Consider the following 23,774-nt stretch of genomic DNA (forward strand, 5'->3'; position numbering starts at 1 on the left):
GATTCCAAAGGGCTGGCCCCTTTGGAATCCCTCCTGGAAGGCAAGGGAGCAAGGAGGGGCACCGCGAGCGTCAGGCCGCTGGCGGGACAGCCTGCTCCGCCACCACCCGATTGCGGCCGGCCGCCTTGGCCGCATACAGGGCTGCATCGGCCCGGGCCAGCAGATCGTCCAGATCGGCCTCGCCAAACGCCTGCGAACGCCGCACCTCGGCAACCCCCACGCTCACCGTCACGGCCAGGGTCCGCTCACCGGCCGGACTCGGCTGCTCGGCCATGGCCCGGCGAATACGCTCGGCCAGTTCCAAACCCTCGGCCAGACCGGCGCCGATTAACAGCACCGCAAATTCCTCGCCGCCATACCGGGCCGCCAAATCGGATTTGCGCACCGCGCCAGCCAGCAGCCGCCCCAGATGGGCCAACACCTGATCCCCGGCCTGATGGCCGAAGGTGTCGTTGACCCGCTTGAAATGGTCGACGTCAAGCATGAGACAGGCGCAGGGCTGCCCGGCCCGCAGGGCGGCGCTGAGGAGCTTAAGCCCCCCGGAAAAAAGAAAGCGGCGATTGTTCAAGCCCGTCAAGGCGTCCTGAATACTCAACCGCTCGATGGCGTCGATATGCCCCCGCATCTGGCAGGCCATGTCGGAGAAGGCGTCAAAAAGATCGTGAATCTCCCGGGGCATACGCTGCGGCGCGGCCAGGGAGCAGGTTTCCCCGTAGCCCTTGGAGCGCAACTCCCGGGCATAGCCGGCCAGCGTTTCCAACGGCTCTTCCAGACTGCGGCACAACCGCAGCACCAACGGCGAGGCAATGCAGATGGTGGCCAACGTGCCAAGGGCCACCCACATGGCCTGGTTGCGGTAGCCGGCCAGTGCCAGGGACACCGGCTCCTCGCGCACGAGCTTCCAGCCGCCCCGGTCCAGGGTAACAGCTGCCCCAAGCATCTCCCGGCCGGCTGCGTCGCGGTAGAGCGCCCCTGCCTCGCCCGCCGCCAGGACAGGCTGCGAGACCAGGGCGGTCAGCGGCCCCCCGCCAGCGGCCACTGCCGCACTCGGGGCCAGGATGCGCCCCGCGTTGTCGCACAGCATGACGCCGCCATCCGGCCCGGCGGTCGCCTCGCGCAACCAGACATCGAGCACGTCGAGCTGCACCGACAGGAAGATCAAGCCGCCAAAGCTTCCGTCCGGGCGGGTGACCGGCGAGGAAAAAATACAGATGAATTTGCCTGAGGTGCGGCCCAAAATCCCGGAAACCAAGACCTCACGGCCGGCCTTGGCCTCATGAAAATATTCACGGTCACCCACGTAGACGCTCGGCGAACCATCCGAATCCACGGCCGTATAGCCCTCAGGCGTCACGTACACCACGGCTGATACAGGAGCGTGCGTCAGCTTGTAGATGGCGAAATCGCGGTTCATGGCAGTAAAATCGTTTAATTGCGTGGACTCCAGCCGGGCCAGATACTGGGCGTCGGCAAAGCGTTCACCAATCCACGACCGCACCACGCTGCGTTCCTTGGCCAGCGACTCCCGCAGCCCGTTTAGTTCGTTTTCGATCACCTGGCCGCGTTGGAAAAAGAAAAAAAATCCCGCCGCCAGCACCAGCGGCAGCGAGACAAGCAGCACGGTGTAAAAACGCAACAACCCGCGCAACGTATCAAGCCCAAACGATTGTTTCAGTTGTTTCAGTCGCATCCGCCGCCCTGACATTGGTTGCCATTCCCACAGACGAGGCAGGAACGTACAGTGTGCATAAGGTCTGCTCCTTTACGCGAAACAATTTGGCCCGGCAATGCGGCCACCTTGCACAAAGCCTTTTTTTAGACCATGACCATCCCACCAGAGAAGCCGTGATACCACCATGCCGCCCAACGACGACACTTCCCCACTGCCCGACGCAGCCGCCCCCGACGAATGCACCATCGCCGCCTACGTGGCGGCGCTTATCGATTCCAAACGCCTGGGGCATCTGGTGGTCCACCACCGCATCCTGCCGGCCGCCCCGGCCGTCTATGCCGACCCCATGCGCCCTTTCCCCCGCCCTGTGGCCGGCCTGCTGGCCGGGCGCGGCATCGGCCGGCTCTATGCCCATCAGGCCCGGGCCACCGACCTGACCCGGGCCGGACGCCACGTGGCCGTGGCCACCCCCACCGCCAGCGGCAAAACGTTGACCTATCTGCTGCCGGTCCTGGAAGAAATCATCAAAAATCCCGATTCACGGGCCATTTTCCTGTATCCCTTAAAGGCCCTGGCCCAGGATCAGCTCAAAGCCATCAACGAACTGACGGCCGGCCTGCCCGAATCGGCCCGGCCAACCGTCGCCATCTACGACGGCGACACCACCGCCCACTTTCGCCGCAAAATCCGGGACAATCCGCCGCATATCCTCATCACCAACCCGGAAATGCTCCATCTCTCGCTGCTGCCCGGCCATGACAACTGGAGCACGCTTTTTGCCGGCCTCACCCACGTGGTCGTGGACGAAATGCACACCTACCGGGGGGTCATGGGTTCGCACATGGCCCACGTCTTTCGCCGCCTGGGCCGCGTGTGCCGGCGTTTCGGCAGCCAACCGTCCTTTGTCTTTTCCTCGGCCACCATCGGCAATCCCGGCGAGCTGGCCACGGATCTGACCGGTTTGCCCGTAGAAACCGTCACCGAGTCCGGCGCGCCCACCGCTGCCCGCCATTTCCTGTTTATCAATCCCGAGCAGTCTGCCGCCACAACCGCCGTCATGCTGCTCGCCGCCGCCCTGCGCCGGGGGCTGCGCACCATCGTGTACACCCAGTCGCGCAAGATGACCGAGCTGATCAGCCTGTGGATTCGCGAAAAGGCCGGGCCGTATGCTTCGCGCGTCTCGGCCTACCGCTCCGGGTTTCTGCCCCAGGAACGCCGCGACATCGAAGCGGCCATGGCCTCGGGTAAGCTCCTCGGCGTCGTCTCCACCTCGGCCCTGGAACTGGGCATCGACATCGGGGGCCTGGATCTGTGCATCCTGTGCGGCTATCCCGGCTCGGTCATGTCCGCCTGGCAGCGCGGCGGCCGGGTGGGCCGGGCCGGACGCGAATCCGCCGTGGCCCTTATTGCCGGCGAAGACGCCCTGGATCAGTATTTCATGCGCCATCCGGCCGAGTTTTTTGACCGCCCGCCGGAATCGGCCGTCATTAACCCGGCCAATCCGGTCATCGCCGCCAAACACCTGGAATGCGCCGCCGCCGAGCTGCCTATCCTGCTGACCGAACCCTATCTGGCCGATCCGGCCATCCGCCGCGAGGCCGAAAGCCTCGCGGCCAGGGGCCTGCTCCTGCGCGACAAGGACGGCACACGCTATTTCGCCGCCCGCAAACGCCCCCACCGCGACGTCAATCTGCGCGGCTCGGGCGGCCAGTTTACCATCGAGGCCGGCGGTGCCGTCATCGGCCAGATTGATGAGCTGCGGGCCTACAAAGAAACCCACCCCGGCGCGGTCTACATCCACCGGGGCGTGTCCTATCTGGTTAAATCCCTGGACATCCCCGAACGCCGGGTGGTCGTTATCCCGGGCAAGGCCGACTACTACACCCGGGCGCGCGGCCAAAAGACCACCGACATCCTGGAAGTCCTCGGCGAAGGGAGCGTGCACGGCGTGCCCGTCTTTCTCGGCCGGCTGCGCGTCACCGAAACCGTCACCGGCTACGAGCGCCGCAGCACCCGGGGCGGCCAACTCCTCACCATCGTGCCCCTTGATCTGCCGCCCATGATCTTTGAGACCGAAGGCCTGTGGTGGGTCATCCCCCAAGCCGTCCAGGCCGAACTGGACAAACGCCTGTTCCATTTCATGGGGGCCATCCATGCCATGGAACATGCCATGATCGGCATTTTGCCGCTGCTCGTCCTCACCGACCGCAACGACCTCGGCGGCATTTCCACGCCGCTGCATCCGCAAGTCGGGCGGGCCTGCGTCTTTGTCTACGACGGCGCGCCCGGCGGCGTGGGGTTGACCCGTCTGGCCTTTTCCCGGGCAGGCGAAGCGCTCACCCGCACCCTGGCCGCCGTGGCCGGCTGCCCCTGTGAAACCGGCTGTCCGTCGTGCGTGCATTCCCCCAAATGCGGCTCCGGCAACCGTCCCATCGACAAGATTGCCGCCCGCTACCTCCTGGAGTTGCTCATGTCCGGAAAACTCCCCGAAACCGAACCGTGTCGGCCCGACTGCAACGAACAACCACAAGCCAACGAACCACAGGCCACTTCCCGCCCCAAGGGCAAGGCCCCGGCCCGGTTCGGCGTCCTGGATGTCGAAACCCGCCGCGCCGCCGCCGACGTGGGTGGCTGGGGCAACGCCCACAAAATGGGCATCTCCGTGGCCGTACTCTACGACTCGGGCACCGACGAGTTCATCCCCTACAGCCAGGACGAACTGCCCGCCCTCTACGAAGCGCTGGCCCACCTTGATCTGATCGTGGGCTTTAATATCCTGCGCTTCGACTACAAAGTGCTGGACGGTGCCGCACCACTCAACCACCGCACGCTGCCCACCCTGGACATCCTGGAACGCGTCCACGCCCGCCTGGGCTACCGCCTGTCCCTGGACGGGCTGGCCAAGGCAACGCTTGGCACGCAGAAATCCGCCTCCGGCCTGGATGCGCTCACCTGGTGGAAAGAAGGGCGTCTCGACGAAATCACCACCTATTGCAAACAAGACGTGGCCGTCACCCGCGACCTCTACCTCTTTGGTCGCGACAACGGCTATCTGCTGTTTACCAATAAGGCCGGCAAGATTGTTCGCCTGCCGGTCGAGTGGGCGTAATCGCGTCATTGAGAAGAAAAGAGGCCCCCCCAACGGGAAGAAGGTGTTGCGGGGTCTTGGCGTTGACTGGCGAGCGGGGTGTCTGGGGAGCGGGGCAGCAGAGAGGGCGCCTGACGAAAATCATCGTTATTTGGCGGCCAAAGGGTTTCACCCTTTGGCCAAAATGGTTTGCAGGCTGTGCGGCACCAGCCGCCTGGACGCCCGCTGCTTGCATCAATCCGCCACGTTGATCTCCCCGGCGTCGCGAAGGGCCAGCAGCAAGGCCATGCCGCCGCATTGCTTGCTCACTGCCGTATCGGACCAGGTATGGTCGGCCACATATTTGCCCGATACATACACCGTGGTGAAACTCCACAGATAGGGACTGGGAACAGGCGGCGTGCGACGGCGGTAGCCGAACCCGTTGTAACGCTCCAGGATATAGGCCACCCCGGCCACACTCCAGTCGTCCCAGGCGTCAAGACCGGACAGGAGCAACGCATCTACGGCGCTGTCCTCCCAGGCAAAAGGCGGATTACCGTTTAGGGGGCGAGCCTTGGGCACCCGGACGGTGCGGGCCGAGAGCGGATCGCCGTTGTGCAGGTGGCGGCCAAAATCCAGGCTCGCTTCCAGGGCGTGGAGGATGCCGACGACAAACCAGGGTGCGCCGATCCGGTCGGCCACGGTCCGGTAGCGGTTGGCCCGGACCGGCTCGGCCAGACGCCTGGCCATCCGGGCCACTTCCCCGGCCCGCTCGGGCCGAAGGGTCGCTGCGGCGAACAGGTTGCGGTACGCGTCGGCCAGATCCGCGTTGTAAGGGATCACTCGCGCCATGGGACTCTCCTTGCGATTGTGGGTTTTACGATACTCCCACACCCTGATGAGTCCATGCCCAAGCGTTTTCGTCAAGCCACCGGCACGGCAGTCCACCCGCCGGGGGCCTTTTCGCTTAATGCCCGGTCAGCTTGTATTTTTTGAGCTTGTACTGCAACAAGCTCTTGGAAATGCCCAGCATCTCGGCCGCTTTCACCTGGACGAAGTTGGTGCGGGCCAAGGCCCGGCGAATGAGCGCGGCTTCGATTTTCTCCAGCGTGTCGTTTAAGTTGATGGTCACCGGCAGCAGGTCCACGGCGGATTTGTACTGGCTTTCCTCGTCGCGGATTTCGCTGGGCAGATCCTCCACCTGCACCATGTCGCTGGCTGAGAGCACCACGCAGCGTTCCACCACGTTTTGCAATTGGCGCACGTTGCCCGGCCATTCGTAGGCCGTCAGATAATCCATGGATTCCGGGGAAAACCCCCGGAACTTCTTGTCGTTTTCCCCGGAGTAGCGGCTGAGGAAGTGGGCGGCGAGGATGGGGATGTCCTCGCGGCGCTCGCGCAGCGGCGGGGTCTGGATGTGGACCACGTTTAAGCGGTAATAGAGGTCTTCGCGAAACGAGCCCCCGGCCACGGCCTCGGCCAGATTGCGGTTGGTGGCGGCCAGGATGCGGATGTCCACCTCGATGGAGTCGGAACCGCCCACCCGCTCGAACTTGCGCTCCTGGATCACGCGCAACAGCTTCACCTGTAATTCCGGCGACAACTCACCAATTTCGTCCAGAAAGATGGTGCCCTCGTGGGCCATCTCGAACCGGCCGCGCTTTCGGGCCACCGCCCCGGTAAACGAGCCTTTTTCGTGGCCGAACAGTTCCGATTCGAGCACGCCCGAAGCCAGGGCCATGCAGTTGACGGACACAAACGGGGCGTTTTTACGCGGCGAGGCATAGTGAATGGCCTTGGCCAGCAGTTCCTTGCCGGTGCCGGATTCGCCGGTAATCAGCACGGTCGAGCGGGTGGGCGCGGCCTTGCCGATCATCTCCAGCACCCGCTGCATGGCCTTGCCCCGGCCGATGATGTGTTCGCTGGAGAACCGATCCTCCAGGGACTGGCGCAGCAGCATGTTCTCGCGCTGGGCTGCGGCGAACCGGCTGGCTTTTTCGACGGTGAGCAGCAACTCGTCGTTGGCAAAGGGCTTGGCAATATAGTCAAAAGCCCCGATGCGCATGGCTTCCACCGCGCCTTCGATGCTGCCAAAGGCGGTCATGATGATGACCGGGATGTAGGGGTAGTTGCGTTTGACGTGTTCAAGCACCTGCTGCCCCGTGAACTTGGGCATCTTCATGTCGGTGATGACCACGTCCACTTCGGACTCATCGAGAAAGGCCAAACCGGTCTCGGGGTCGTCCAGGGGCGTTACGGCATAGCCGGCGTCGCCGAGCATGGCATCAAGGATGAGCAGGTAGTTTTTTTCGTCGTCGAGAATCAGTATCTGGCTTGGCATGTGTTTGTATCCGGCATGAGGTGGGCGGGTGATGCGCCGCGAAACGCGGCGGTCGTGGCGGCAGTGTAGCGCAGGTTCAGGCCGCCGGGAAGGTCATGGTGACGCGGGCACCGGAATCCGGGGCATTGTCCAGGGCGAGCGTTGCCTTGTGGCTCTCAACGATATTGCGCACGATAGCCAGCCCCAGGCCCGTGCCGGCGTCCTTGGTGGTGAAAAAGGGGTCCAGGGCGCGGTCCTTGTTGTCCGGGCCAAAGCCGGGGCCGGTGTCGGTGATGGCCAGCACGACCTCGTCCTCGGTCATGGTGCCACCCACGGTGATGACCGGCTCGCGCTTTTTCTCCTTGTCTTCGGCCAGGGATTCCATGGCGTTGGACAGCACGTTGTAGATGGCCCGATAGAGCAGATCCTTATCGCCGCGAACACAGAGTCCCGGGGTGTAGTCGCGCACCACCACCACCCCAAGCTCCTCGCACTTGGCTTCGAGAAAGGTCAAAGCCTGATCGTAGATGACAGCCAGATCCACCTCGTCCTGGCGCGGGGCCTTGGGCCGGGCGTAATCCAGAAAATCGCCCACGGTCTTGGACAGGCGCTTGGATTCGTCGAAAATGGCCGAGAGCAGCCGGATGTTGACCGGATCGGCGTCCTTGCCGCGTTTGAGCAGCAGTTCCGCCGTGGAGCGGATGATGCCCAGCGGATTGCGGATTTCGTGGGCGATGCCGGCCACCATGCGGCCCATGCCGGCCAGTTTTTCCTGCTGTTGCAGTTCGCGCTCCAGGCGTTCGCGGTCGGCGATGCGCTGGGCGTTGATGCGGCCGGCCCGGCTGATGATGACGCGCAACAAGACGAACAGGAGCAGCGAGGAGAGTAGCGACGTCACGATGATGATGCGCTGGAAATCCACGACTTTCTGGTAATCGCCGGTGATGTCCTGGGTGAATTCCAGGGCACCCATGATAAAGCCCTGGGGATTGCCCGGGATCAGCGAGCGTTCCGTGCGCAGGGGGTAGATGGTTTTGAGCGTCACGGTGTCGGGTTGGGGCGTGAAATCGAAGATGCCGCCGAGCATGCCGGCCCGGGTCACCACCTGGAAGCTCGACGTGCCCTGTTCCAGGGCTTCGAGGATGGCCGTGCCGGCGTAGCCGGACTGGCCCACCAACTCTTTGTCCGTGGCGTAGGACACGCGCTTGTCGTGGTCGTAGATGCGCACTTCACTGACATGGAAGCTGTGGATGGTGGAGAGCACGGTCTTGTCCAGGCGGTCGTACTGGGCCGGCTGGGACAGTTCCACCCGGCCAAAGCCGATGACGGTTGGCAGGGTAAACCGCTGATAAATCTGGTGGTTGAGGTTTTCGGCCAGGAGCAGGGCGAATTCCTTCTGCTTGGCCAGCACGTCCTGGCGGGCGTAGTTGGACAGGAAAATGGACAGGAACAGATTGACCAGGAGAATAAGGGCCAGCGAACTCCAGGACAGGAATTTGACGAAGCCCAGGGACTGGTCGGCGTGATCGCGCAGGGGTTTTTTCACGAAGGGCCTTCCCGGGTCCGGTCCGGCGGCCTGTGGCGGCAGCCGGACCGGGGCGCGGGTTGGAAACGTTAGGAGAGCTTTTTCAGGAATGCGCCCATGGCGGTCAGGGCTTTTTCCAGGGTTTCGTCGCTGGTGGCATAGGACAGGCGCACGCACCGGTCCTCGCCAAAGGCCACGCCGGGCACGGTGGCAACGCCGGCTTCGGTCAATAGCGCTTCGGACAGGACCGTGGAATTGGGCACGGCAGCGGTGTAATATTCCGACAGGCTGGGAAACAGGTAGAACGCCCCGGCCGGGGTGGGGCACACGGCCCGATCCCAGGTCTTTATGATGGACAGGCACAGGTCGCGACGCCGGGCAAAGGCTTGCCGCATCTCTTCGACGCACTCCAGCGGGCCGGTCAGGGCGGCGATGGCGGCCTTTTGCACGATGGAGCAGATATTGGAGGTGGACTGGCTTTGCAGGGTGGTCATGGCCCGGATGACGTCAGGATGGGCCACGCAGTAGCCCATGCGCCAGCCGGTCATGGCAAAGCTTTTGGCCAGGCCGCCGACCACGGCCACGTTGTCGGGGTGGATGGCAAAGCTGGCGGCCATGGAAGCGGGCTTGGCCGGATCGTACACGAGCCGGTCATAGATTTCATCCGAGACGATATAGATGTCGCGGGAAACGGCCCAATCCACGATGGCGTCAAGCTCGGCGGCGGTGTAATGCGCCCCGGTGGGGTTGGACGGCGAATTGAGGACCAGGGCGCGGGTGGCCGGGGTGGCGGCCCGGTCGAGATCCTCGACAGACACCAAAAAGCCATTGGCCAGCCGGCTCGGTACCGGCACGGGTTCGGCCCCGGCCAGCCGGATCATGTCCGGGTAGCTCACCCAGTACGGGGACGGCACCAGGACTTCGTCGCCGGGGTTGAGCACTGCCAGAAACAGGTTGTACAGGGCCTGTTTGCCGCCGTTGGTGGCGATGACGGCCTCTTTGGGGATGGGCACGCCGTAGAGTTTTTTATAATAGCCGGTGACGGCTTCCCGCAGGGTGGGGATGCCGGGGACCGGGGTGTAGCGGGTGAAATTGTCGTCAATGGCTTTTTTGGCAGCGTCCTTGATGTGTTGCGGCGTATTGAAATCCGGTTCGCCGGCAGACAGATCGAGAATGGCCTTGCCCTGACGGCGCAGATCGGCGGCCTTGGCGGCCATGCCGAGGGTGGCGGACGGGGCGACGAGACGCATACGAAGCGCGGTGCGCATGGCCCGAAATCCTTGTCTTGGGGTTTGACGACGGGGTGCCGCGAGATGCGGCCGCCAAGTACTCTAGAGCAGAATTGCAAAAAGGTAAATCATGACGGAAACGACAATCGGGCGGGTCTGCCTGCCCCTGGCCGGGGAGCTGGTCCTGGCGCGGTTCGTGCGGCGTTATAAGCGGTTTTTAATCGACGCCGAAACCGACGCCGGCCCGATTACGGCCCATGCCAACAACACCGGCTCCATGCTGGGGCTGTTGCGACCCGGTGCGACCATCGCCCTGTCCGTGTCGGACAATCCCAAGCGCCGGTTGCCCTACACCCTGGAAATGGTGCGGTTGCCGGATTTTCGGGGCGCGTTCTGGGTCGGGGTCAATACACTCACCCCCAACCGGCTCTTTCGCCTGGGTGCCCTGGCCGGGGCCTTCCCGGAGCTGGCCGGCTATGACGCGGTGCGCCCGGAACCACCTTTTGGCGGCGGCCGGCTGGATTTTTTGCTGACCGGCCCGGCCGGGCGGTGCTTTGTGGAATGCAAAAACGTCACGATGGTGGAGGATGGGGCGGCCATGTTTCCCGACGCCGCCACCGAGCGCGGCCGCAAGCATCTGGTTGAACTGACCCGGCTGGCCCGGGAAGGAATCGACAAAGCCGCCATCTTTTATTGCATCCAGCGCCCGGACGGCGACTGCTTCGCCCCGGCGGCGGTCATCGATCCCGAGTACGCAGCACTTTTGGCCGAGGCTTTGGCCGCCGGGGTGCTGGTGCTGCCCTATCGGGCCGCGGCCACGCCGACCGGCATCATCCTGGGCGGGCGCCTGCCCCTGGCCCCGCTGTGAAAAGGCCGTCCGGGCATGGATGACAAACGGACCGGAAGGCCCTATCTATGGGGGTGGCCAGCTTGTGCGGCCTAATCCCCCAAACGCCTTTCCCAGACGGAATCCATGATCAGACACCTGACCCCCAAGGACTTGCGCGCCTGCTGTGACCCGGCTTCCCTGCCCTTTGACGACAGCCGCGACATCCCCGACGATCCCACGGCCCTGGCCCGGACCCAACCCCGCGCCCATGCCGCCCTCACCCTGGCGCTCACCATCGGCGGCCGGGAATACAACATCTATCTGGCCGGCGAACCCTACATGGGCCGTACCCATTTCGCCCGCAGCTTCCTTGATCCGGCGGCCAAGGCCGGCCCCACCCCGCCGGACTGGCTGTATGTCCACAATTTCGACGACCCGGACCGGCCGCGCGCCATCTCGCTGCCGCCCGGCCAGGGGCGCGGCTTTAAAACCGCCCTGGCCAAGGCCGTGGCCGATATCCGCGAGGAAATTCCGGCCCGGTTCGAGCGCGAAGCGTATCTGGCCGAAAAACAGACGCTTATGCGCGGCTACAACGCCGACCGCGAAACCATGCTCGAAGAGATGGAAGAACGGGCCAAGGGCGAGGGCTACAGCCTGTTTATCGACGACCAGGGAGCCTTTACCCTCTACCCACTCCTTGAAGGCAAGGTGGTGAGCGACGAGGAGTTCGAACGCCTGGAGCCGGAACTCAAAAAGACCCTCAAAGCCAAGGGCGACCGGCTGCTGGAAGAAATGGGCTCGGCCCTGCGCCGGCTGTCCAAGGAAGAGCGCGGCTACCGCGACCGGGAAAAAGATCTGGAGCGGGCCACCGCCGGCGAAGTCTGCGACGCCCAGCTGGCCCAGTTCGCCGAACTGCGCGCCGCCTTCCCGGCCATCGAGCAGTTCCTGACCGCCATGCGCACCGACATGCTGGAAAATCTCGATGCGTTTATGCCTCCGACCGTGCCGGCCGCCCCGGTCTCGCCCCACGGCGAGCCGGGCTATCCCGATGACGTGTTCTATCGCTACGAGGCCAACCTCTTTGTGGACAACGGCCAGCTCTCGGGCGCGCCGGTCATCGTCGAGGACCACCCGACCTATTTCAACCTCATGGGCTGCATCGAGCGCGAATCGGAAATGGGCGCGCTCTATACCGATTTCACGCTCATAAAGGCCGGCTCCCTGCATCGGGCCAACGGCGGCTTCCTGATTATCCGGGTGGACGACCTTTCGGCCAACCCCGGAGCCTGGGACAGTCTGCTGCGGGCCTTGCGCTCGGGCCAGGCCCGGGTGGAAGATCCGGCCGAGGGCGGCGAACATGTGCGCACCCGCACCATCGAGCCCGAACCCGTGCCGCTGGATCTCAAAGTGGTGCTGGTCGGGCCGGACGAGGCCTATGAGCTGCTGCTGTATAACGACGAGCGGTTCGGCAAGCTGTTCAAGCTCAAGGCCCATCTCCAGGAAACCATGCCGCGCACCCCGGACAACGTGGTCATCTACCTGACCCTGGCCGCCCGGGCCATCCGCGACGCCGGACTGCTGCCCTTTGACCGCTCGGCCCTGGCCGGCTTGGTGGAATACGCCTCGGTGGCGGCCGAGGACCAGAGCCGGTTGTCGCTCAAAATCCCCATGGCCCGGGAAGTGATGATCGAGGCCGACGCTTTGGCCCGGCGCGCCGGCGCGCCGCTTGTCGCTGCCGACCATCTGGCCCTGGCCCGCAAGGCGCGCGAATTCCGGGTCAATCTCTTCGAGGAGGAATATCTCGAAGAATACGACCGGCAGATGATCAAGGTAGCCACCTGCGGCGAGGCGGTCGGTCGGGCCAACGGCCTGTCCGTGCGCATGTTTGGCGACTACGCCTTTGGTTTGCCGCACCAGATTGCCTGTACCGTGGGCGTTGGCCACGGCGGCATCCTCGACCTTGAGCGCGAGGCCGAGCTTGGCGGCCCCATCCATACCAAGGGCATGATGATTTTAAAAAGCTACCTGATCGGCCGCTTTGCCCAGGATAAACCGCTGGTCATGACCGGGTCGCTGTGTTTCGAGCAAAACTACGCCGCCGTGGAAGGCGATTCAGCCTCCGGGGCCGAGTTGGCGGCCCTGCTGTCGGCCCTGGCCGAAAGGCCGCTCAAGCTTTGTTACGCCATGACCGGGGCCGTGTCCCAGTCCGGGGCCATCCTGGCCGTTGGCGGGCTCAACGAAAAGATTCGCGGCTTTTTCGCGGTCTGCCGCCGCCGGGGCCTGACCGGCGAGCAGGGCGTGGTTTTGCCGGCCGACAACGTGGTCAACCTCATGCTTGATGATGAGGTGACCGCTGCCGTGGCCGCCGGGCAGTTCCACATCCACCCGGTGACCACCATCGAGGAAGCCATGGAAATCCTGACCGGCCTGCCGGTGGGCAAGCAGGGCGACGACGGCAAATTCCCCACCGGCAGCCTCTATGCCCTGGTGGACGAGCGTCTGGCCCGTCTGGCCCGTCTGGCCCCCATGAGCGGTTTCGTTTCCCAGGCCGGACAGGGGTAAGCAGTATGTCGAGCACCTGGTTTGACGAAAAGCGCGAGGAGTTCAGCCGCGACCTGCTGCGGGACTACTGCCTGTCGGTGGAGACGCTGGAGAAGCTCTTTCAGGAGTTCGACCGTTCGGGCCGGGTGGTCTTTGAGGATCTGCGCGATCTGCTGGGCGAAGAGATGAACAAGGGCCTGCTGTGGCGCTTGAAAGACACGGCGCACCATCTCTTTCGCGAGGGCGGCACCTCAAGCCCGGTGGGACAGTTTCTCGACTGGTGCATCGGCTACATCTTCCACGAATCCATGAAGCTCAAGGAAGACGCCTACCAGCAGCAAAACTACGCCCCCTGGTTTCGTTCCATGCAGGAGCGCGAGCTGCCGGAGCAGGATCTCATCATCAGCCGGGAACTGTTCCAGCTGCTCATGCAGACCACCGAGAGCATGCAGCGCGAAATCCGTCGCATCCGGTTTCTTTTCGGCGAGTGCCGCAAGCTGTTTCCCATGTACCTGTCGGACCAGGGGGAAAACCACTGGCTGGCGCGGTTTCTGTTTAAGCGCAACGAGATCGTGCGCGAGGTGTTCAGCCAGAGCTACCGGGAGCTGCTCCGGGGCATTTACGGTACCGCGCCGGAGTCCATGTACGTCATGGCCTCGCGCAGCCTGCGTGAAGGCGGCTGGATGCAGCAGGCGGCCGAAGCTGCAGCCAAGGCCTGCGAGACAAACCCGGCCAGCGAACCGGCCCGGCGTGAAAAAGAGATCGTCGATACCTGGCGGGCGCGCCTGCGCGCCTGACGGCGGAGAGAGGCAAAGACGAAGAATGCCTCCGGCGGCCGGGGGGGATCATCCCCCCCGGACCCCCTGGGTGGGAGAAGTATTTCAAGGGGAGAAGGGCACCGCCGTTCCCCCCGTAACCCCTTGCCTTTCAGGAGGGATTCCAAAGGGGCCACCCCTTTGGCCGCCGGAGGCATCTTCTGCCTTTCTTCAGGCGTCGCCAGGGCGACGCCTAGCTGGCGTCGGAACTGGCAGAAGCGCTTGCACTGGCGCTGGGGCAGGATGCGCAGGTGCCGGACGAACAGGGTGAGGCGGCAGGGGCAGCGTCAGCTGCCGGGGCATCGGCTGGCTTGGAGCAGCCGCCCTCGCCGCCGCCTGAGGCGCTGCAGCCGCCGTTGGCTTTGTAGTCTGTGACGTACCAGCCCGTGCCCTTGAGCACGAAGGACGTGTTGGACATGAAGCGCTTGCCGGGCGCGCCGCAATACTCACAAGGCGCTTCGTCGACGTCGTAGCTGCGCTGGAGCACTTCAAATTCCTTGCCACACTTGGTACATTTGTATTCGTAGATGGGCATGATCCTCTCCCAAAACAAGGCTTGCGACCGTAAAATCCGGCCGAAACCAGTCCACCTTCGGCCCCGGTTTGTCAAGGGCCGGCAAAGAGCCGCCGCGATAATTCCGGCAGCACTCGGTATGATCGAGCGCCAAAGAATGTAAGCGGTTGTGTTCTCGAGTCAAGGGCGGGGCGGCACGAAAAAAAACAGATCGCTTTTCTCCCGACCGCCTGGGACGGCAATCCCGCAGGGAAAAACCGGACCGGCTCGCCCGCCAGGCCCCCCCTGTGATCCGCGTCTGGTCGGCGCAGGATCGTGCGAAGCGTGCGCCGTTTAAAATGGGGTTAACGGCGTAATCAGCGACTAGGTCAGCGCAGGCTTGGCCGAAGCGGACGTAGGACGTTTCACGGCGAGGTGCCGCGCAGGGCCCTGGGCCGCCAAACCGCCTTGGGCCAGCCCGAGCACATATTCTGGAAATCCCAGTCCAATGAGTGCTTTCGCCTGGGCAAGCTTTGCCGTCAGCGCCTGCGATACGGCAGTGTGGCGCTTCTCGACACAGGCTTGCGCCAGTGCAAGCACCGGGGCATGGCAGGTGTGCAGGGCTGCCTCGACTGCAGCAGCGGCAGCGGCGTCATCGTTGTGACTTAATAAATAGTGAAAATAGGTTTCGGTCTGACTGCCCCGGTACTGCAGCATCATTTCCGCCAGCACGGCAGCATTGTCGCGCTTCCCGTCCGTTTCGGCCGCAAACAGCACATCCAGATTAAAATCTTTGTGCGGTGTCGTGAAGACCAGCGCCATGAGGCGCGATAGGGAAGATTTGCCGCGCTTCATATGATTGACGGCAACGATGTGCGCCAACCGGAAAAATCGTGCCGACGCCTCGTTTCCCTGTCGCCAGCAATCCTCGGCGGCGGCGCAATGTTGCGGCCAGAGCTCTTCAATCGCCAACTGGACATCATTGGCGCACTGCTGCAGCAGACTGATGACGATGGCGTCGCCCTTCTCCCAGCCGGCCCGGCTCTCCCGATAATATTTCATGAGCAGGGCTTCGCGCTCACCGTTGAGAAAATACGGGAGCATATAACCTACGCAGTACCTATTGTTGAGGTACTGGTTATAACTTTCCACTCCAGGCAATATTGAATAAAAAAGCGTGCAGCACTGCTCAAACGTATTTCTGACGCCGGCGTCCTCGATAACGTAGTCTTTTATGCCGATTTTACGTTTTCCTGAAACTGTTTCCGTGACGCACTCCGCAACATGCGATCCCACATAGCAGGTCAGGCGGGAATTAATTGATTCCAGCGACTGAAACTGAATGCGCTTCATGACGTTTATGGTCTCGTTAATCTCCGATGTCCGCGTCCAGGGATCGAAGAAAATGAATCCCGGATTGATGACAATTCCAAGGTCGTTCAATATTGCTATGGCTTCCAAGTGCTCTTCAACGGTTTCCTGCTTGCGGTATCGGTCTAAAACAGGCTGGGAAAAAGACTCGATGCCCAGAAAGACGCCGGCCAACCCGGCCTTTTTCAGCAATTTAAACAGTGGAGCCCGAACTGCGGCGGAACGGCACATGAAACCGAACCGGATGTCGGGCAATTTCTCCAGGACAAGGGTGGCGAAGCGCTCGGCCCGCTGTTGTGACCTGGGGGTATCAAGCAGAAAATTGTCGTCCACAAAATAGAAATGCGCGCAATGATACCGTTGGTACACAGCCTGCATTTCGGCCACAACGTCCTCGATATCCCGCGGCCGCCAGAGCCTTTTCCCGCCGGCTTGCGGGATGCTGCAAAAACTGCAGTTGTGCGGGCAGCCTCGTGAAGCCGCAATACTCGTCTGCGGGTGCAGGCGAAGCTGCCAGGGCAGCATATCCCGGGCCGGCCAGGGCAGGGTGTCAACGTCAAGCGGCTGGTCCTGGAGGAATTCCAGGACTTCGGCCTGCTCCCACCGCGTAACGGCGTCCAGGGCTGTCAGCACCCGGGGCGTGAGGACTTCCCCCTCGCCACGGACAATGGCGTCCGGTTGGAAACAGGCGAGATCCTCCGTCGTCAGGGTGGTGGGCAGAATCCCCCCCAGCAGAAGGCGGATGCCCGCGTCACATTGCCGGATCTGCTTGGCGATGCGCACGCCGTGTTCGGCGTTCATGGTCGAGAGTGTCAGGCCGACGTAGTCAGGCGTAAGGGAGCGCAGCAAGGCCGGGATGTAGTGGGCCGACGGATCGATGAGGGAACAGTCCCAGAGATGGACTTCGTGCGTGTCGCCAAGCTGTTGCCGCACGGCTGCGGCGACAGAGGCAAGCCCGAGATTTTCCAAGTGGAGTTGGCTGCCGGTATTGGCGTTGGCCGGCGGATTGATCAGGAGCAGCTTTTTCTTCGTACGCATTATCCGACGCCCCTTGAGAAAATCGTAAGCTGCATCGGAGTATGAGCCCTGGCAGCGTTTCCAGAACGTGATGCTAGGCCGCGCTTTGGTCCTGGGTGCGGCGTTCCCACAAGCGCATCTCCTGCATCTTTTTGCGGCGCAAACGTTGCAGGGACTTGCACACCAGCGGCGTGCCCTTGGCATAGCCCCATTTGGCCCGGTAATCGTCCGGCGTCAGACCATACTTGGCCAGATGCCGGCGGGTGATCATTTTAAACGACTTGCCCGACTCCAGACAGGTAATGGTGCGTTCCCTGACCGCCTTTTTGGCGCTCGCCGACGTCCCGGCCGGGAAATCCTCGACCAGTCCCGGGGCCTGTTCCATGCTGCGGATGACAGCGGACAGACTGGCCACCATGGACCGGATTTCTTCTTCACCCATCATGCGGACCTTGGCCTGGGCTGTAACGATTTCCAGTGCCAGCGACACATGCGTTTCCATATCGGTTCCTCCGGGCTTTTTCAGGATCAATTGACGATTTTCGCAGCAGGTCTGGATGCTCAGTCGCTGCCGGGCGAAAAAGGTTGCACCCTTCCCCCACGTCTTCTATCCTTCCATGAAATCATCCAGCAAAGGAAGACACATGAATCTGACGCTGCATCCGGCGGCGATTACCGCCGCACTGCTGGCGATTGTCCTCGGACTTGCCGGCTGCGGTGCGTCCTACGTCAATCCCAACATCATTGATCAGTCCCAGGCCAAGCAACGGCTGGCCCAGGACAAAGAGTTGTGCAAGGCCGAAGCCAACAACGCCGTGCCACCCACCTACGCCCTGGACCGCTTCGAGTTCGACCCCACCATCGAGGCCCAGGCCGGGCGCTATGTGGCCAACGTGGTCGAAGACGACGCCAACCAGGACGCCTACACCCGGTGCATGCACAATCGCGGCTGGCGGTATCGCAAATAATAATGGGAACCGGCGGGGAAACGGGCCGGATCAAAAAAAACGGCCCGGGGACGCGGCCGCAACCGCGTCTCCGGGCCGCATTGACCGGAAGGAAAGGACGTTACGGGATTTAGTGAATCGCGCCGCTGGCCGGGGTGGCCGGATTGCCGGCAGCGGCCAGGGTCGTGGCAAAGCGGGCCACGGCCGGATCCTGGCGCCAGGTGCCAAAATGCTGTTCCCATTGGGAAAACGGCAGTACGGCCTCGTCGAGCATGCCTTCGTGGCCGGACAGCCAGACGGAAAAGAGCTTGAGCAGCAGACCCAGCGGTTTGCCGTCAAAGGCCCGGGCCACAAGTCCGGGAGGATAGATACCGCCTTCCATGACCCGGAAGACAAACTCGCCCACGGCCCGACGCGAGGATTCCTGGTCTATGGGCTGGCCATTGACCCCGGCCACGAACTCGGCCAGGGACGCATCATAGCCTTTAAGCTCCTCAATCGCCTCGGCCGGCACGTCGAGGAACACCACGCCCTCGTTTTCCATGGCGAAATAAAACCGCACCCAGTGCTCGGCCATAAACACCCGAAAGATTTCCTGACTGGCTTTTTCTTCGATGTTGTCCATCGCGAGTTCTCCTTCACATGTCGTTACAAACGCCCACAGCGCGCGAAATGTCCGGGCGCGACCTCGGCCAAAAGCGGCACCGCCTCGGCGCAGGCCGGGATGGCCCGGTCGCAGCGCGGATGAAAGACGCAGCCGGACGGCGCAGCGGCCGGATCGGGCGTCTCGCCGGGCAGCGCCGCCCGTCGCCGCGCCCCGGGGTCCAGTCCCGGCACGGCCGCGAGCAGCGCCCTGGTATACGGATGCAGCGGCCCGGCGTAAAGCGCGCGGGCCGGGGCCAGTTCCATGACCCGCCCCAGATACATGACCGCCACCCGGTCGCTTAAATGCCCGACCACGGCCAGATCGTGGGAAATAAACAGATAGGCCAGCCCGTGGCGCGCCTTGAGATCGGCCAGCAGATTGATGACCTGGGCCTGCACCGACACGTCCAGGGCCGAAACCGGCTCGTCGCAGACCAAAAGGGCCGGGGAGAGCGCCAAGGCCCGGGCAATGGCCACCCGCTGGCGCTGGCCGCCGGAAAACTGGTGGGGGAAACGCTTGGCGTGCTCCGGCAACAGCCCCACCTGCTCAAGCAGTTCAGCCACCCGCGCCCGACGCTCCCGGGCCGAGCCTTCGCCCATGGCCCGCAACCCCTCGGCCACGGTCCAGCCGATGGGCAGGCGCGGATTAAGCGACGCATACGGGTCTTGGAAAATCATCTGCACCAGCCGCGGCAAACGCCGCCGCCCGGCCGGCGAACCGGCCCAGGGATCAAGGCCGTCCAGGCGCACCGTGCCCTGGCTGGGCGGCTCAAGGCCCACGGCCATGCGGGCCAGGGTCGATTTGCCGCAGCCGGACTCGCCGACCAGCCCCAACGTCTCGCCCGGGGCCACGGTCAGATCCACCCCGGCAACAGCCCGCACCACGCGCTCGCGGCGGGCGAAAAATCCCTCTTTGGTGGTATAATGGCGGGCCACGCCGGACAGTTCCAGCAGGGTGGCAGCGGGGGCGTCAGGATGCATGGAGCCAACACCTCGCTTGCCGGCCGCCGGGAAGATCAAAGAGCGGCGGGGTTTGCCGGGAACAGGGTTCAAAGGCCCGGGGGCAGCGGGGATGGAAATGGCAGCCGGTCGGCAGGGCGGACAGGCTCGGCACCGTGCCGGGGATGGGGGTCAGCCGTCGCCCAAGGTCGCCCACCTGGGGCAGGGAGGCCAGCAGCCCCTGGGAGTAGGGATGGGCCGGACCGGCAAAAAAAGCAGCCACCGGGGCGTTTTCCACCACCCGGCCGGAATACATGACCACCACGGCATCGGCGGTCTGGGCCACCACCCCCAGATTGTGGGTGACGAGCAGGATGGCGGTGCCGGCCTCCCTGGCCAGATCGAGCATGAGTTCCAGAATCTGCCCCTGGACCGTGACGTCGAGTGCCGTGGTCGGCTCGTCGGCAATAAGCAGTTCCGGGGACAGCATGAGCGCCATGGCGATCATGACCCGCTGGCGCTGGCCGCCGGACAGTTCGTGGGGATAGCCGAGCATCCGGCGGCGCGGTTCGGGCAGCCCCACCCGGGCCAGCATCGCCTCGGCAGCGTCAAGCGCCTCCCGGCGCGAGGCCCCGGCATGGACGCGCAGCGGCTCGGCCACCTGCTCGCCGATGGTCAAAACGGGATTGAGCGCAGTCATGGGTTCCTGAAAGATCATGGTGGCCCGCCGGCCCCGGATGGCCCGGCGCCCGGATTCGGGCAGGGCCAGGATGTCCGTGCCGGAAAGAACCACCCGCCCGGCCGTCACCCGCCCCGGCGGCGCAACAAGGCCAAGCATGGACAGGGACAAGACCGTCTTGCCGCAGCCCGATTCACCCACCACGGCCAGGACGCCGCCCCGGTCCACGGACAGGTTCACGCCGTCCACGGCCGTGACCGGCCCGCCCGGACCGTCGAACACCGTGGTCAGCCCCGTAACCTCTAAAAGCGCGTGCCCCATGCCCCTTCCGTTGGGTTGCCCCCGCCGTTTGCCCGGGCCGGTTCCCCTTGCCACCGGCCAAACGACGCGTTATAGACTGAAAATAGTTTTGTTACTCGTAAGGAGGACACACGGATGAGCTCCCCATATCGCTCGATGCCAACGACCCAGTCCCGAGCCGAGGTTGTAAACGCCTTCATGCGCGGCGTCTACGGCTGGATGAGCCTGGGCCTTCTGGTCACGGCTGCCGTTTCCATGTTCGTCGTGACCAGCCCGGCCATCCGCCAGGCCGTTTTCGGCAATCAGATCATCTTTTTCGGCCTGATCATCGCCGAACTGGCCCTGGTGGTCGGCCTGTCCGCCGCCATCAACCGGCTGTCCGCCGGCACCGCCAGCGGCCTTTTCATGCTCTACAGCGCCTTAAACGGCGTCACCCTGTCGTCCATCTTCATGGTCTACGCCCAGGCCACGATCTTTAAGGCCTTTTTGGTCACCGGCGGCATGTTCGGAGCCATGAGCCTGTACGGCCTTATGACCAAGCGCGACCTGACGGGCCTGGGCAGTTTCATGTTCATGGGCCTCATTGGCATCATCATCGCCTCTGTCGTCAATATCTTCACCAAAAGCGCCGCGATGGACTTTATCATCTCCTGCGTGGGGGTGTTGGTCTTTACGGGGCTGACGGCTTATGACACCCAAAAGCTCAAGGTCATGGGCGACATGGCTCCGGCCGATGACGCCACGGCCGTGCGCCGGGGCACCATCCTCGGGGCGCTCACCCTCTACCTCGATTTCGTCAACCTGTTCCTCATGATGCTGCGCCTTTTCGGCGGCGGCTCAAGCCGGGACTAGGCGAGACCATTCACACGGCCCGTTTCCGGCCGGTCTTCGGGCCGGAAACGGGCCATCCCAGCCATGGCCAACGCACGTCGCACCCGGCGGCGAAGGGATAAGCCTTCCCGCCCCTCTGCCCTTTCGTCCACCCGTCCCGCGCCCCGGGAATGGGGCCGCCTGTTCCTGTCCCTGCTGCTGACCCTGCCGGCATTTTTTTTCAGCCTCTACCGACGGCTTGAAGCCCGCTGCTTTGCCCTGGGACTGGCCAGGGTCTGTCGGCCGGCGGCGGCCACGGTGGCCGTGGGCGGCATGTCGGCCGACTGCCGGGGCCGGGTGCTTTTGACCTCCTGGCTGCTGGGCTGGGCCGCCGCCCGGGGCGTCACGGCCGCCGTGGCCGGGCCGGTGGGCGACGGCTGTCCGCCGGTGCGGCCCTTCCAGGTCATGCCCGGCACCAGCCCCGAGGAAGCCGGCGTTGAAGCGGCCCTTCTCGCCCGCTACGCCCCGTCAGGCCGCGTGCTCATCGACGCCGACCCGCGCGACGCCGCAGCCTCGGCCGTGCGCGCCTTTGGCCCGGACATGCTGGTGCTCCAGGACGCCCTGGGCGAGCCGCGCCTGCGCCGCGATCTGGAACTGGCCATCCTCACCCCCGACGATCTGGGGGCGGGCTTTGGCCGGGTGTTCCCGGCCGGCTCCTGGCGACGCCCCCCGGACGTGCTGTCCCGGGCGGCGGCCTTTTGCGTCCACGCCGGACCGCTGACCCTGGACGCGGCCATGGCCGCCGCCCAGAAACGGCTGGCCGTCTACGGCAAACCCGTCTTCGGCATGACCTTTTCCATCTGGCGCTGGCGCGGTCCCGACGGCCCGGCCGCAGCCTCGGCCCTGGCCGGCACGCCCTACATCACCGTGCTTGGCGAGTCCGACCGCGACAGCCTGCCGGAACTGTTTCGCCGCGACCTGGAAGCCGCGCCGCGCATGGCCTTTTACGTCCACGACCGCCACCGCTTCACCCGCCAGGATTTCGAGCATCTGCGGGCCGACGCCATCCGCTTAAAGGTCTCGGTCATCGTCACCAGCCCCCGCTTTGACCTCAAGCTGCGCCAGGGCGGGGCCTGTCTGGACGGCCTGTCGGTCTGGACGTATGACCCGGAAGTGGTCTTTGGTCCGACCCTTTTTACCGACCAGTCGTTTCTCGCCTGGTGGGAAGACCATTTCGGGGCTGTCCTTCACAACCGTCTGCCCGACGAGGAGCGTCCATGCCACAGCACCCGCGCCGCCGCTTCTTCGTGCCGGCCCTCCTCGCCACCCTGACCCTGACGCTCGGTCTGCTGGCTGTCACCGGCTGCTTTGGCCGCAAACCGCACGAACTGCGCCTGGGCTTTGTGGCCACGTTTAGCGGTGAAGGCTTCCGGGCCGGACGCGACGCCCTGGAAGCGGCCCGGTTTGCCGTGCATGCCGCCAACGAAGCCGGCACGGCGGTCATCGACGGCCAGCCCTGCCGGGTGCGGCTTTTCATTGCCGACGACAAGGATTCCCCGGAAGAGGCCGCCCTGGCCGTCAAAAAATTAGTGGGGAAAGACGGCGTCACCGTCATCATCGGACCCTATGCCAGTTCCCAGGCCGACGCCGCCGCCCTGGCCGCCGAGGCTGCCGGCGTGCCGCTTATCGCCCCCTCGTCCACGGCTGCCGTGGTCACGGCCGGTCGCCCCCACATCTTTCGCATCGCCTTTAGCGACGCCTTCCAGGGCATGGTGCTTGGGCGACTGGCCAGCCGGGAACTGGGACTGACCCGGGTGGCCGTTCTCGCCAACCAGGACGCCCTGTCCAGCCAGTCCCTGACCGACGCCTTTGTCCAGGCGTTTACCGCTTGCGGCGGCCGGCCGAACGTTTATTTCTACCCGGACCGCACCCGGGATTTCAGCGACCTCATGGATCGGGCTTTGGCCGACGCGCCCCAGGCCCTTTTTTTGCCCAATGCCAGCAAGGAATCGGTGTTGGCTGGTCTGGCCGCCCGCAAGGCCGGATTTACCGGCCTGCTCATTGGCGGCGACGGCTGGGACGGACCGGAAGTCTCCCGCCTGGCCGCCTTTGACGGTGCTTATTTTGTGGACCATTGGCGCGTGGAAGCTCCAGGCTCCCGGGCCAAGGCCTACGGCGAGGCCTTTGAACGCAGGCTCAAACGAGCACCCACCGAACTTGGGGCGCTCACGCAAGACGCCGTGGGCGTGGTCCTGGCTGCCGTCACCCGAGCCGGGTCCACCGCGCCCGAAGCCGTCACCCGGGCGCTTATGGAGCTGCCGCCTTTCGACGGCGTGACCGGCACGTTTGATTTCGTCGATGACGGCAACCCGGTCAAATCCCTCTATTTAAGCCGCGTGGCCGGCGGCGGCAGCCGCCTGGACACCATCGAAGCCCCGCCGCCGCTGCCGTGCGACCACGGGGGCCAGTAAGGCAAAGAAAGAAAGCGAAGAGAAAAGGCAAAGAGGGAAGATGCCTCCGGCGGCCGGGGGGATGATCCCCCCGGACCCCCCAAATGGGAGAAGGTTTTTAA

19 protein-coding genes are annotated in these 23,774 nt (G+C 64.2%); 8 read left to right on the forward strand and 11 right to left on the reverse strand.

What is annotated here, in order from left to right:
- Positions 1–70: 70 nt before the first annotated feature.
- Positions 71–1,690 carry a sensor domain-containing diguanylate cyclase gene (locus GTA51_RS11530; protein WP_160961245.1) on the reverse strand — a complete coding sequence of 540 codons (1,620 nt, stop codon included), beginning with the start codon at positions 1,688–1,690 and terminating at the stop codon, positions 71–73.
- Between the two features lie 166 nt (positions 1,691–1,856).
- Between GTA51_RS11530 and GTA51_RS11535 the strand changes: the two genes are divergently transcribed.
- Complete coding sequence (locus GTA51_RS11535; protein ID WP_160961246.1) at positions 1,857–4,781, forward strand: DEAD/DEAH box helicase; 2,925 nt, start codon at positions 1,857–1,859, stop codon at positions 4,779–4,781.
- 213 nt (positions 4,782–4,994) lie between these two features.
- On the opposite strand, the gene GTA51_RS11540 is transcribed toward GTA51_RS11535, so the two are convergent.
- The 4 genes from GTA51_RS11540 to GTA51_RS11555 all read right to left on the reverse strand — a co-directional run bounded on the left by GTA51_RS11540 (position 4,995) and on the right by GTA51_RS11555 (position 9,855).
- Positions 4,995–5,594 carry a peptidoglycan-binding protein gene (locus tag GTA51_RS11540; protein ID WP_160961248.1) on the reverse strand — a complete coding sequence of 200 codons (600 nt, stop codon included), beginning with the start codon at positions 5,592–5,594 and terminating at the stop codon, positions 4,995–4,997.
- Positions 5,595–5,709: 115 nt separating this feature from the next.
- A complete protein-coding gene (locus GTA51_RS11545) occupies positions 5,710–7,083 on the reverse strand; it encodes a sigma-54-dependent transcriptional regulator (RefSeq protein WP_160961250.1) in 1,374 nt (457 codons plus the stop codon).
- Between the two features lie 76 nt (positions 7,084–7,159).
- Complete coding sequence (locus GTA51_RS11550; RefSeq protein WP_160961251.1) at positions 7,160–8,608, reverse strand: ATP-binding protein; 1,449 nt, start codon at positions 8,606–8,608, stop codon at positions 7,160–7,162.
- A 68-nt stretch (positions 8,609–8,676) separates the two neighbouring features.
- The gene (locus GTA51_RS11555) at positions 8,677–9,855 is read right to left on the reverse strand and encodes a pyridoxal phosphate-dependent aminotransferase (protein WP_160961253.1); all 1,179 of its coding nucleotides are present in this window, start codon (positions 9,853–9,855) and stop codon (positions 8,677–8,679) included.
- 91 nt (positions 9,856–9,946) lie between these two features.
- On the opposite strand from GTA51_RS11555, the gene sfsA reads away from it, so the two are divergent.
- The 3 genes from sfsA to GTA51_RS11570 all read left to right on the forward strand — a co-directional run bounded on the left by sfsA (position 9,947) and on the right by GTA51_RS11570 (position 13,983).
- Complete coding sequence (gene sfsA / locus GTA51_RS11560; RefSeq protein WP_160961255.1) at positions 9,947–10,684, forward strand: DNA/RNA nuclease SfsA; 738 nt, start codon at positions 9,947–9,949, stop codon at positions 10,682–10,684.
- A 105-nt stretch (positions 10,685–10,789) separates the two neighbouring features.
- Positions 10,790–13,207, forward strand: a complete 2,418-nt coding sequence (locus tag GTA51_RS11565; protein ID WP_160961256.1) for a Lon protease family protein — start codon at positions 10,790–10,792, stop codon at positions 13,205–13,207.
- A 5-nt stretch (positions 13,208–13,212) separates the two neighbouring features.
- Positions 13,213–13,983, forward strand: a complete 771-nt coding sequence (locus tag GTA51_RS11570) for a hypothetical protein (protein WP_160961258.1) — start codon at positions 13,213–13,215, stop codon at positions 13,981–13,983.
- A gap of 211 nt (positions 13,984–14,194) precedes the next feature.
- Here GTA51_RS11570 and GTA51_RS11575 read toward each other — a convergent pair whose 3' ends face one another.
- From GTA51_RS11575 to GTA51_RS11585, 3 genes are all read right to left on the reverse strand, one after another.
- Positions 14,195–14,536, reverse strand: a complete 342-nt coding sequence (locus tag GTA51_RS11575) for an FmdB family zinc ribbon protein (RefSeq protein WP_160961259.1) — start codon at positions 14,534–14,536, stop codon at positions 14,195–14,197.
- Positions 14,537–14,878: 342 nt separating this feature from the next.
- A complete protein-coding gene (locus GTA51_RS11580; RefSeq protein WP_160961261.1) occupies positions 14,879–16,834 on the reverse strand; it encodes a B12-binding domain-containing radical SAM protein in 1,956 nt (651 codons plus the stop codon).
- Positions 16,835–16,976: 142 nt separating this feature from the next.
- Positions 16,977–17,384 (reverse strand): Ros/MucR family transcriptional regulator, encoded by a 408-nt coding sequence (locus GTA51_RS11585; protein WP_160961262.1) that lies wholly within the window; start codon positions 17,382–17,384, stop codon positions 16,977–16,979.
- Positions 17,385–17,526: 142 nt separating this feature from the next.
- Here GTA51_RS11585 and GTA51_RS11590 point away from each other — a divergent pair, with 142 nt between their 5' ends.
- A complete protein-coding gene (locus GTA51_RS11590; RefSeq protein ID WP_160961264.1) occupies positions 17,527–17,850 on the forward strand; it encodes a hypothetical protein in 324 nt (107 codons plus the stop codon).
- 109 nt (positions 17,851–17,959) lie between these two features.
- Here GTA51_RS11590 and GTA51_RS11595 read toward each other — a convergent pair whose 3' ends face one another.
- Genes GTA51_RS11595 through GTA51_RS11605 form a run of 3 tightly spaced genes read right to left on the reverse strand, consistent with a single transcriptional unit; the run spans position 17,960 to position 20,413 of the window.
- Positions 17,960–18,454, reverse strand: coding sequence for a hypothetical protein (locus GTA51_RS11595; RefSeq protein ID WP_160961266.1), 495 nt, complete (start codon positions 18,452–18,454; stop codon positions 17,960–17,962).
- Between the two features lie 23 nt (positions 18,455–18,477).
- A complete protein-coding gene (locus GTA51_RS11600; protein WP_160961267.1) occupies positions 18,478–19,455 on the reverse strand; it encodes an ABC transporter ATP-binding protein in 978 nt (325 codons plus the stop codon).
- Positions 19,445–20,413, reverse strand: coding sequence for an ABC transporter ATP-binding protein (locus tag GTA51_RS11605; RefSeq protein WP_160961269.1), 969 nt, complete (start codon positions 20,411–20,413; stop codon positions 19,445–19,447). The genes GTA51_RS11600 and GTA51_RS11605 overlap by 11 nt, the downstream gene beginning before the upstream one ends.
- Before the next feature lie 114 nt (positions 20,414–20,527).
- Between GTA51_RS11605 and GTA51_RS11610 the strand changes: the two genes are divergently transcribed.
- The 3 genes from GTA51_RS11610 to GTA51_RS11620 all read left to right on the forward strand — a co-directional run bounded on the left by GTA51_RS11610 (position 20,528) and on the right by GTA51_RS11620 (position 23,673).
- Complete coding sequence (locus GTA51_RS11610) at positions 20,528–21,244, forward strand: Bax inhibitor-1/YccA family protein (protein ID WP_160961270.1); 717 nt, start codon at positions 20,528–20,530, stop codon at positions 21,242–21,244.
- Positions 21,245–21,307: 63 nt separating this feature from the next.
- The gene (locus GTA51_RS11615; protein WP_160961272.1) at positions 21,308–22,534 is read left to right on the forward strand and encodes a tetraacyldisaccharide 4'-kinase; all 1,227 of its coding nucleotides are present in this window, start codon (positions 21,308–21,310) and stop codon (positions 22,532–22,534) included.
- Entirely contained in the window at positions 22,480–23,673 is a 1,194-nt protein-coding gene (locus GTA51_RS11620) for an ABC transporter substrate-binding protein (protein WP_160961273.1), read from the forward strand. The genes GTA51_RS11615 and GTA51_RS11620 overlap by 55 nt, the downstream gene beginning before the upstream one ends.
- Positions 23,674–23,774: the final 101 nt, after the last annotated feature.

The organism is Solidesulfovibrio aerotolerans (assembly GCF_009856865.1).
Taxonomy (GTDB): Bacteria; Desulfobacterota; Desulfovibrionia; order Desulfovibrionales; family Desulfovibrionaceae; genus Solidesulfovibrio; species Solidesulfovibrio aerotolerans.

What these genes read in the sequence shown, in the direction of transcription:
- GTA51_RS11595 (WP_160961266.1), bottom strand. Translation starts at nt 18,454, where the DNA reads ATGGACAACATCGAAGAAAAAGCCAGTCAGGAAATCTTTCGGGTGTTT.
- GTA51_RS11570 (WP_160961258.1), top strand. Translation starts at nt 13,213, where the DNA reads ATGTCGAGCACCTGGTTTGACGAAAAGCGCGAGGAGTTCAGCCGCGAC.
- GTA51_RS11555 (WP_160961253.1), bottom strand. Translation starts at nt 9,855, where the DNA reads ATGCGCACCGCGCTTCGTATGCGTCTCGTCGCCCCGTCCGCCACCCTC.
- GTA51_RS11605 (WP_160961269.1), bottom strand. Translation starts at nt 20,413, where the DNA reads ATGGGGCACGCGCTTTTAGAGGTTACGGGGCTGACCACGGTGTTCGAC.
- GTA51_RS11565 (WP_160961256.1), top strand. Translation starts at nt 10,790, where the DNA reads ATGATCAGACACCTGACCCCCAAGGACTTGCGCGCCTGCTGTGACCCG.
- GTA51_RS11600 (WP_160961267.1), bottom strand. Translation starts at nt 19,455, where the DNA reads ATGCATCCTGACGCCCCCGCTGCCACCCTGCTGGAACTGTCCGGCGTG.
- GTA51_RS11545 (WP_160961250.1), bottom strand. Translation starts at nt 7,083, where the DNA reads ATGCCAAGCCAGATACTGATTCTCGACGACGAAAAAAACTACCTGCTC.
- GTA51_RS11610 (WP_160961270.1), top strand. Translation starts at nt 20,528, where the DNA reads ATGAGCTCCCCATATCGCTCGATGCCAACGACCCAGTCCCGAGCCGAG.
- GTA51_RS11615 (WP_160961272.1), top strand. Translation starts at nt 21,308, where the DNA reads ATGGCCAACGCACGTCGCACCCGGCGGCGAAGGGATAAGCCTTCCCGC.
- GTA51_RS11535 (WP_160961246.1), top strand. Translation starts at nt 1,857, where the DNA reads ATGCCGCCCAACGACGACACTTCCCCACTGCCCGACGCAGCCGCCCCC.
- GTA51_RS11585 (WP_160961262.1), bottom strand. Translation starts at nt 17,384, where the DNA reads ATGGAAACGCATGTGTCGCTGGCACTGGAAATCGTTACAGCCCAGGCC.
- GTA51_RS11620 (WP_160961273.1), top strand. Translation starts at nt 22,480, where the DNA reads ATGCCACAGCACCCGCGCCGCCGCTTCTTCGTGCCGGCCCTCCTCGCC.
- GTA51_RS11540 (WP_160961248.1), bottom strand. Translation starts at nt 5,594, where the DNA reads ATGGCGCGAGTGATCCCTTACAACGCGGATCTGGCCGACGCGTACCGC.
- sfsA (WP_160961255.1), top strand. Translation starts at nt 9,947, where the DNA reads ATGACGGAAACGACAATCGGGCGGGTCTGCCTGCCCCTGGCCGGGGAG.
- GTA51_RS11590 (WP_160961264.1), top strand. Translation starts at nt 17,527, where the DNA reads ATGAATCTGACGCTGCATCCGGCGGCGATTACCGCCGCACTGCTGGCG.
- GTA51_RS11575 (WP_160961259.1), bottom strand. Translation starts at nt 14,536, where the DNA reads ATGCCCATCTACGAATACAAATGTACCAAGTGTGGCAAGGAATTTGAA.
- GTA51_RS11530 (WP_160961245.1), bottom strand. Translation starts at nt 1,690, where the DNA reads ATGCGACTGAAACAACTGAAACAATCGTTTGGGCTTGATACGTTGCGC.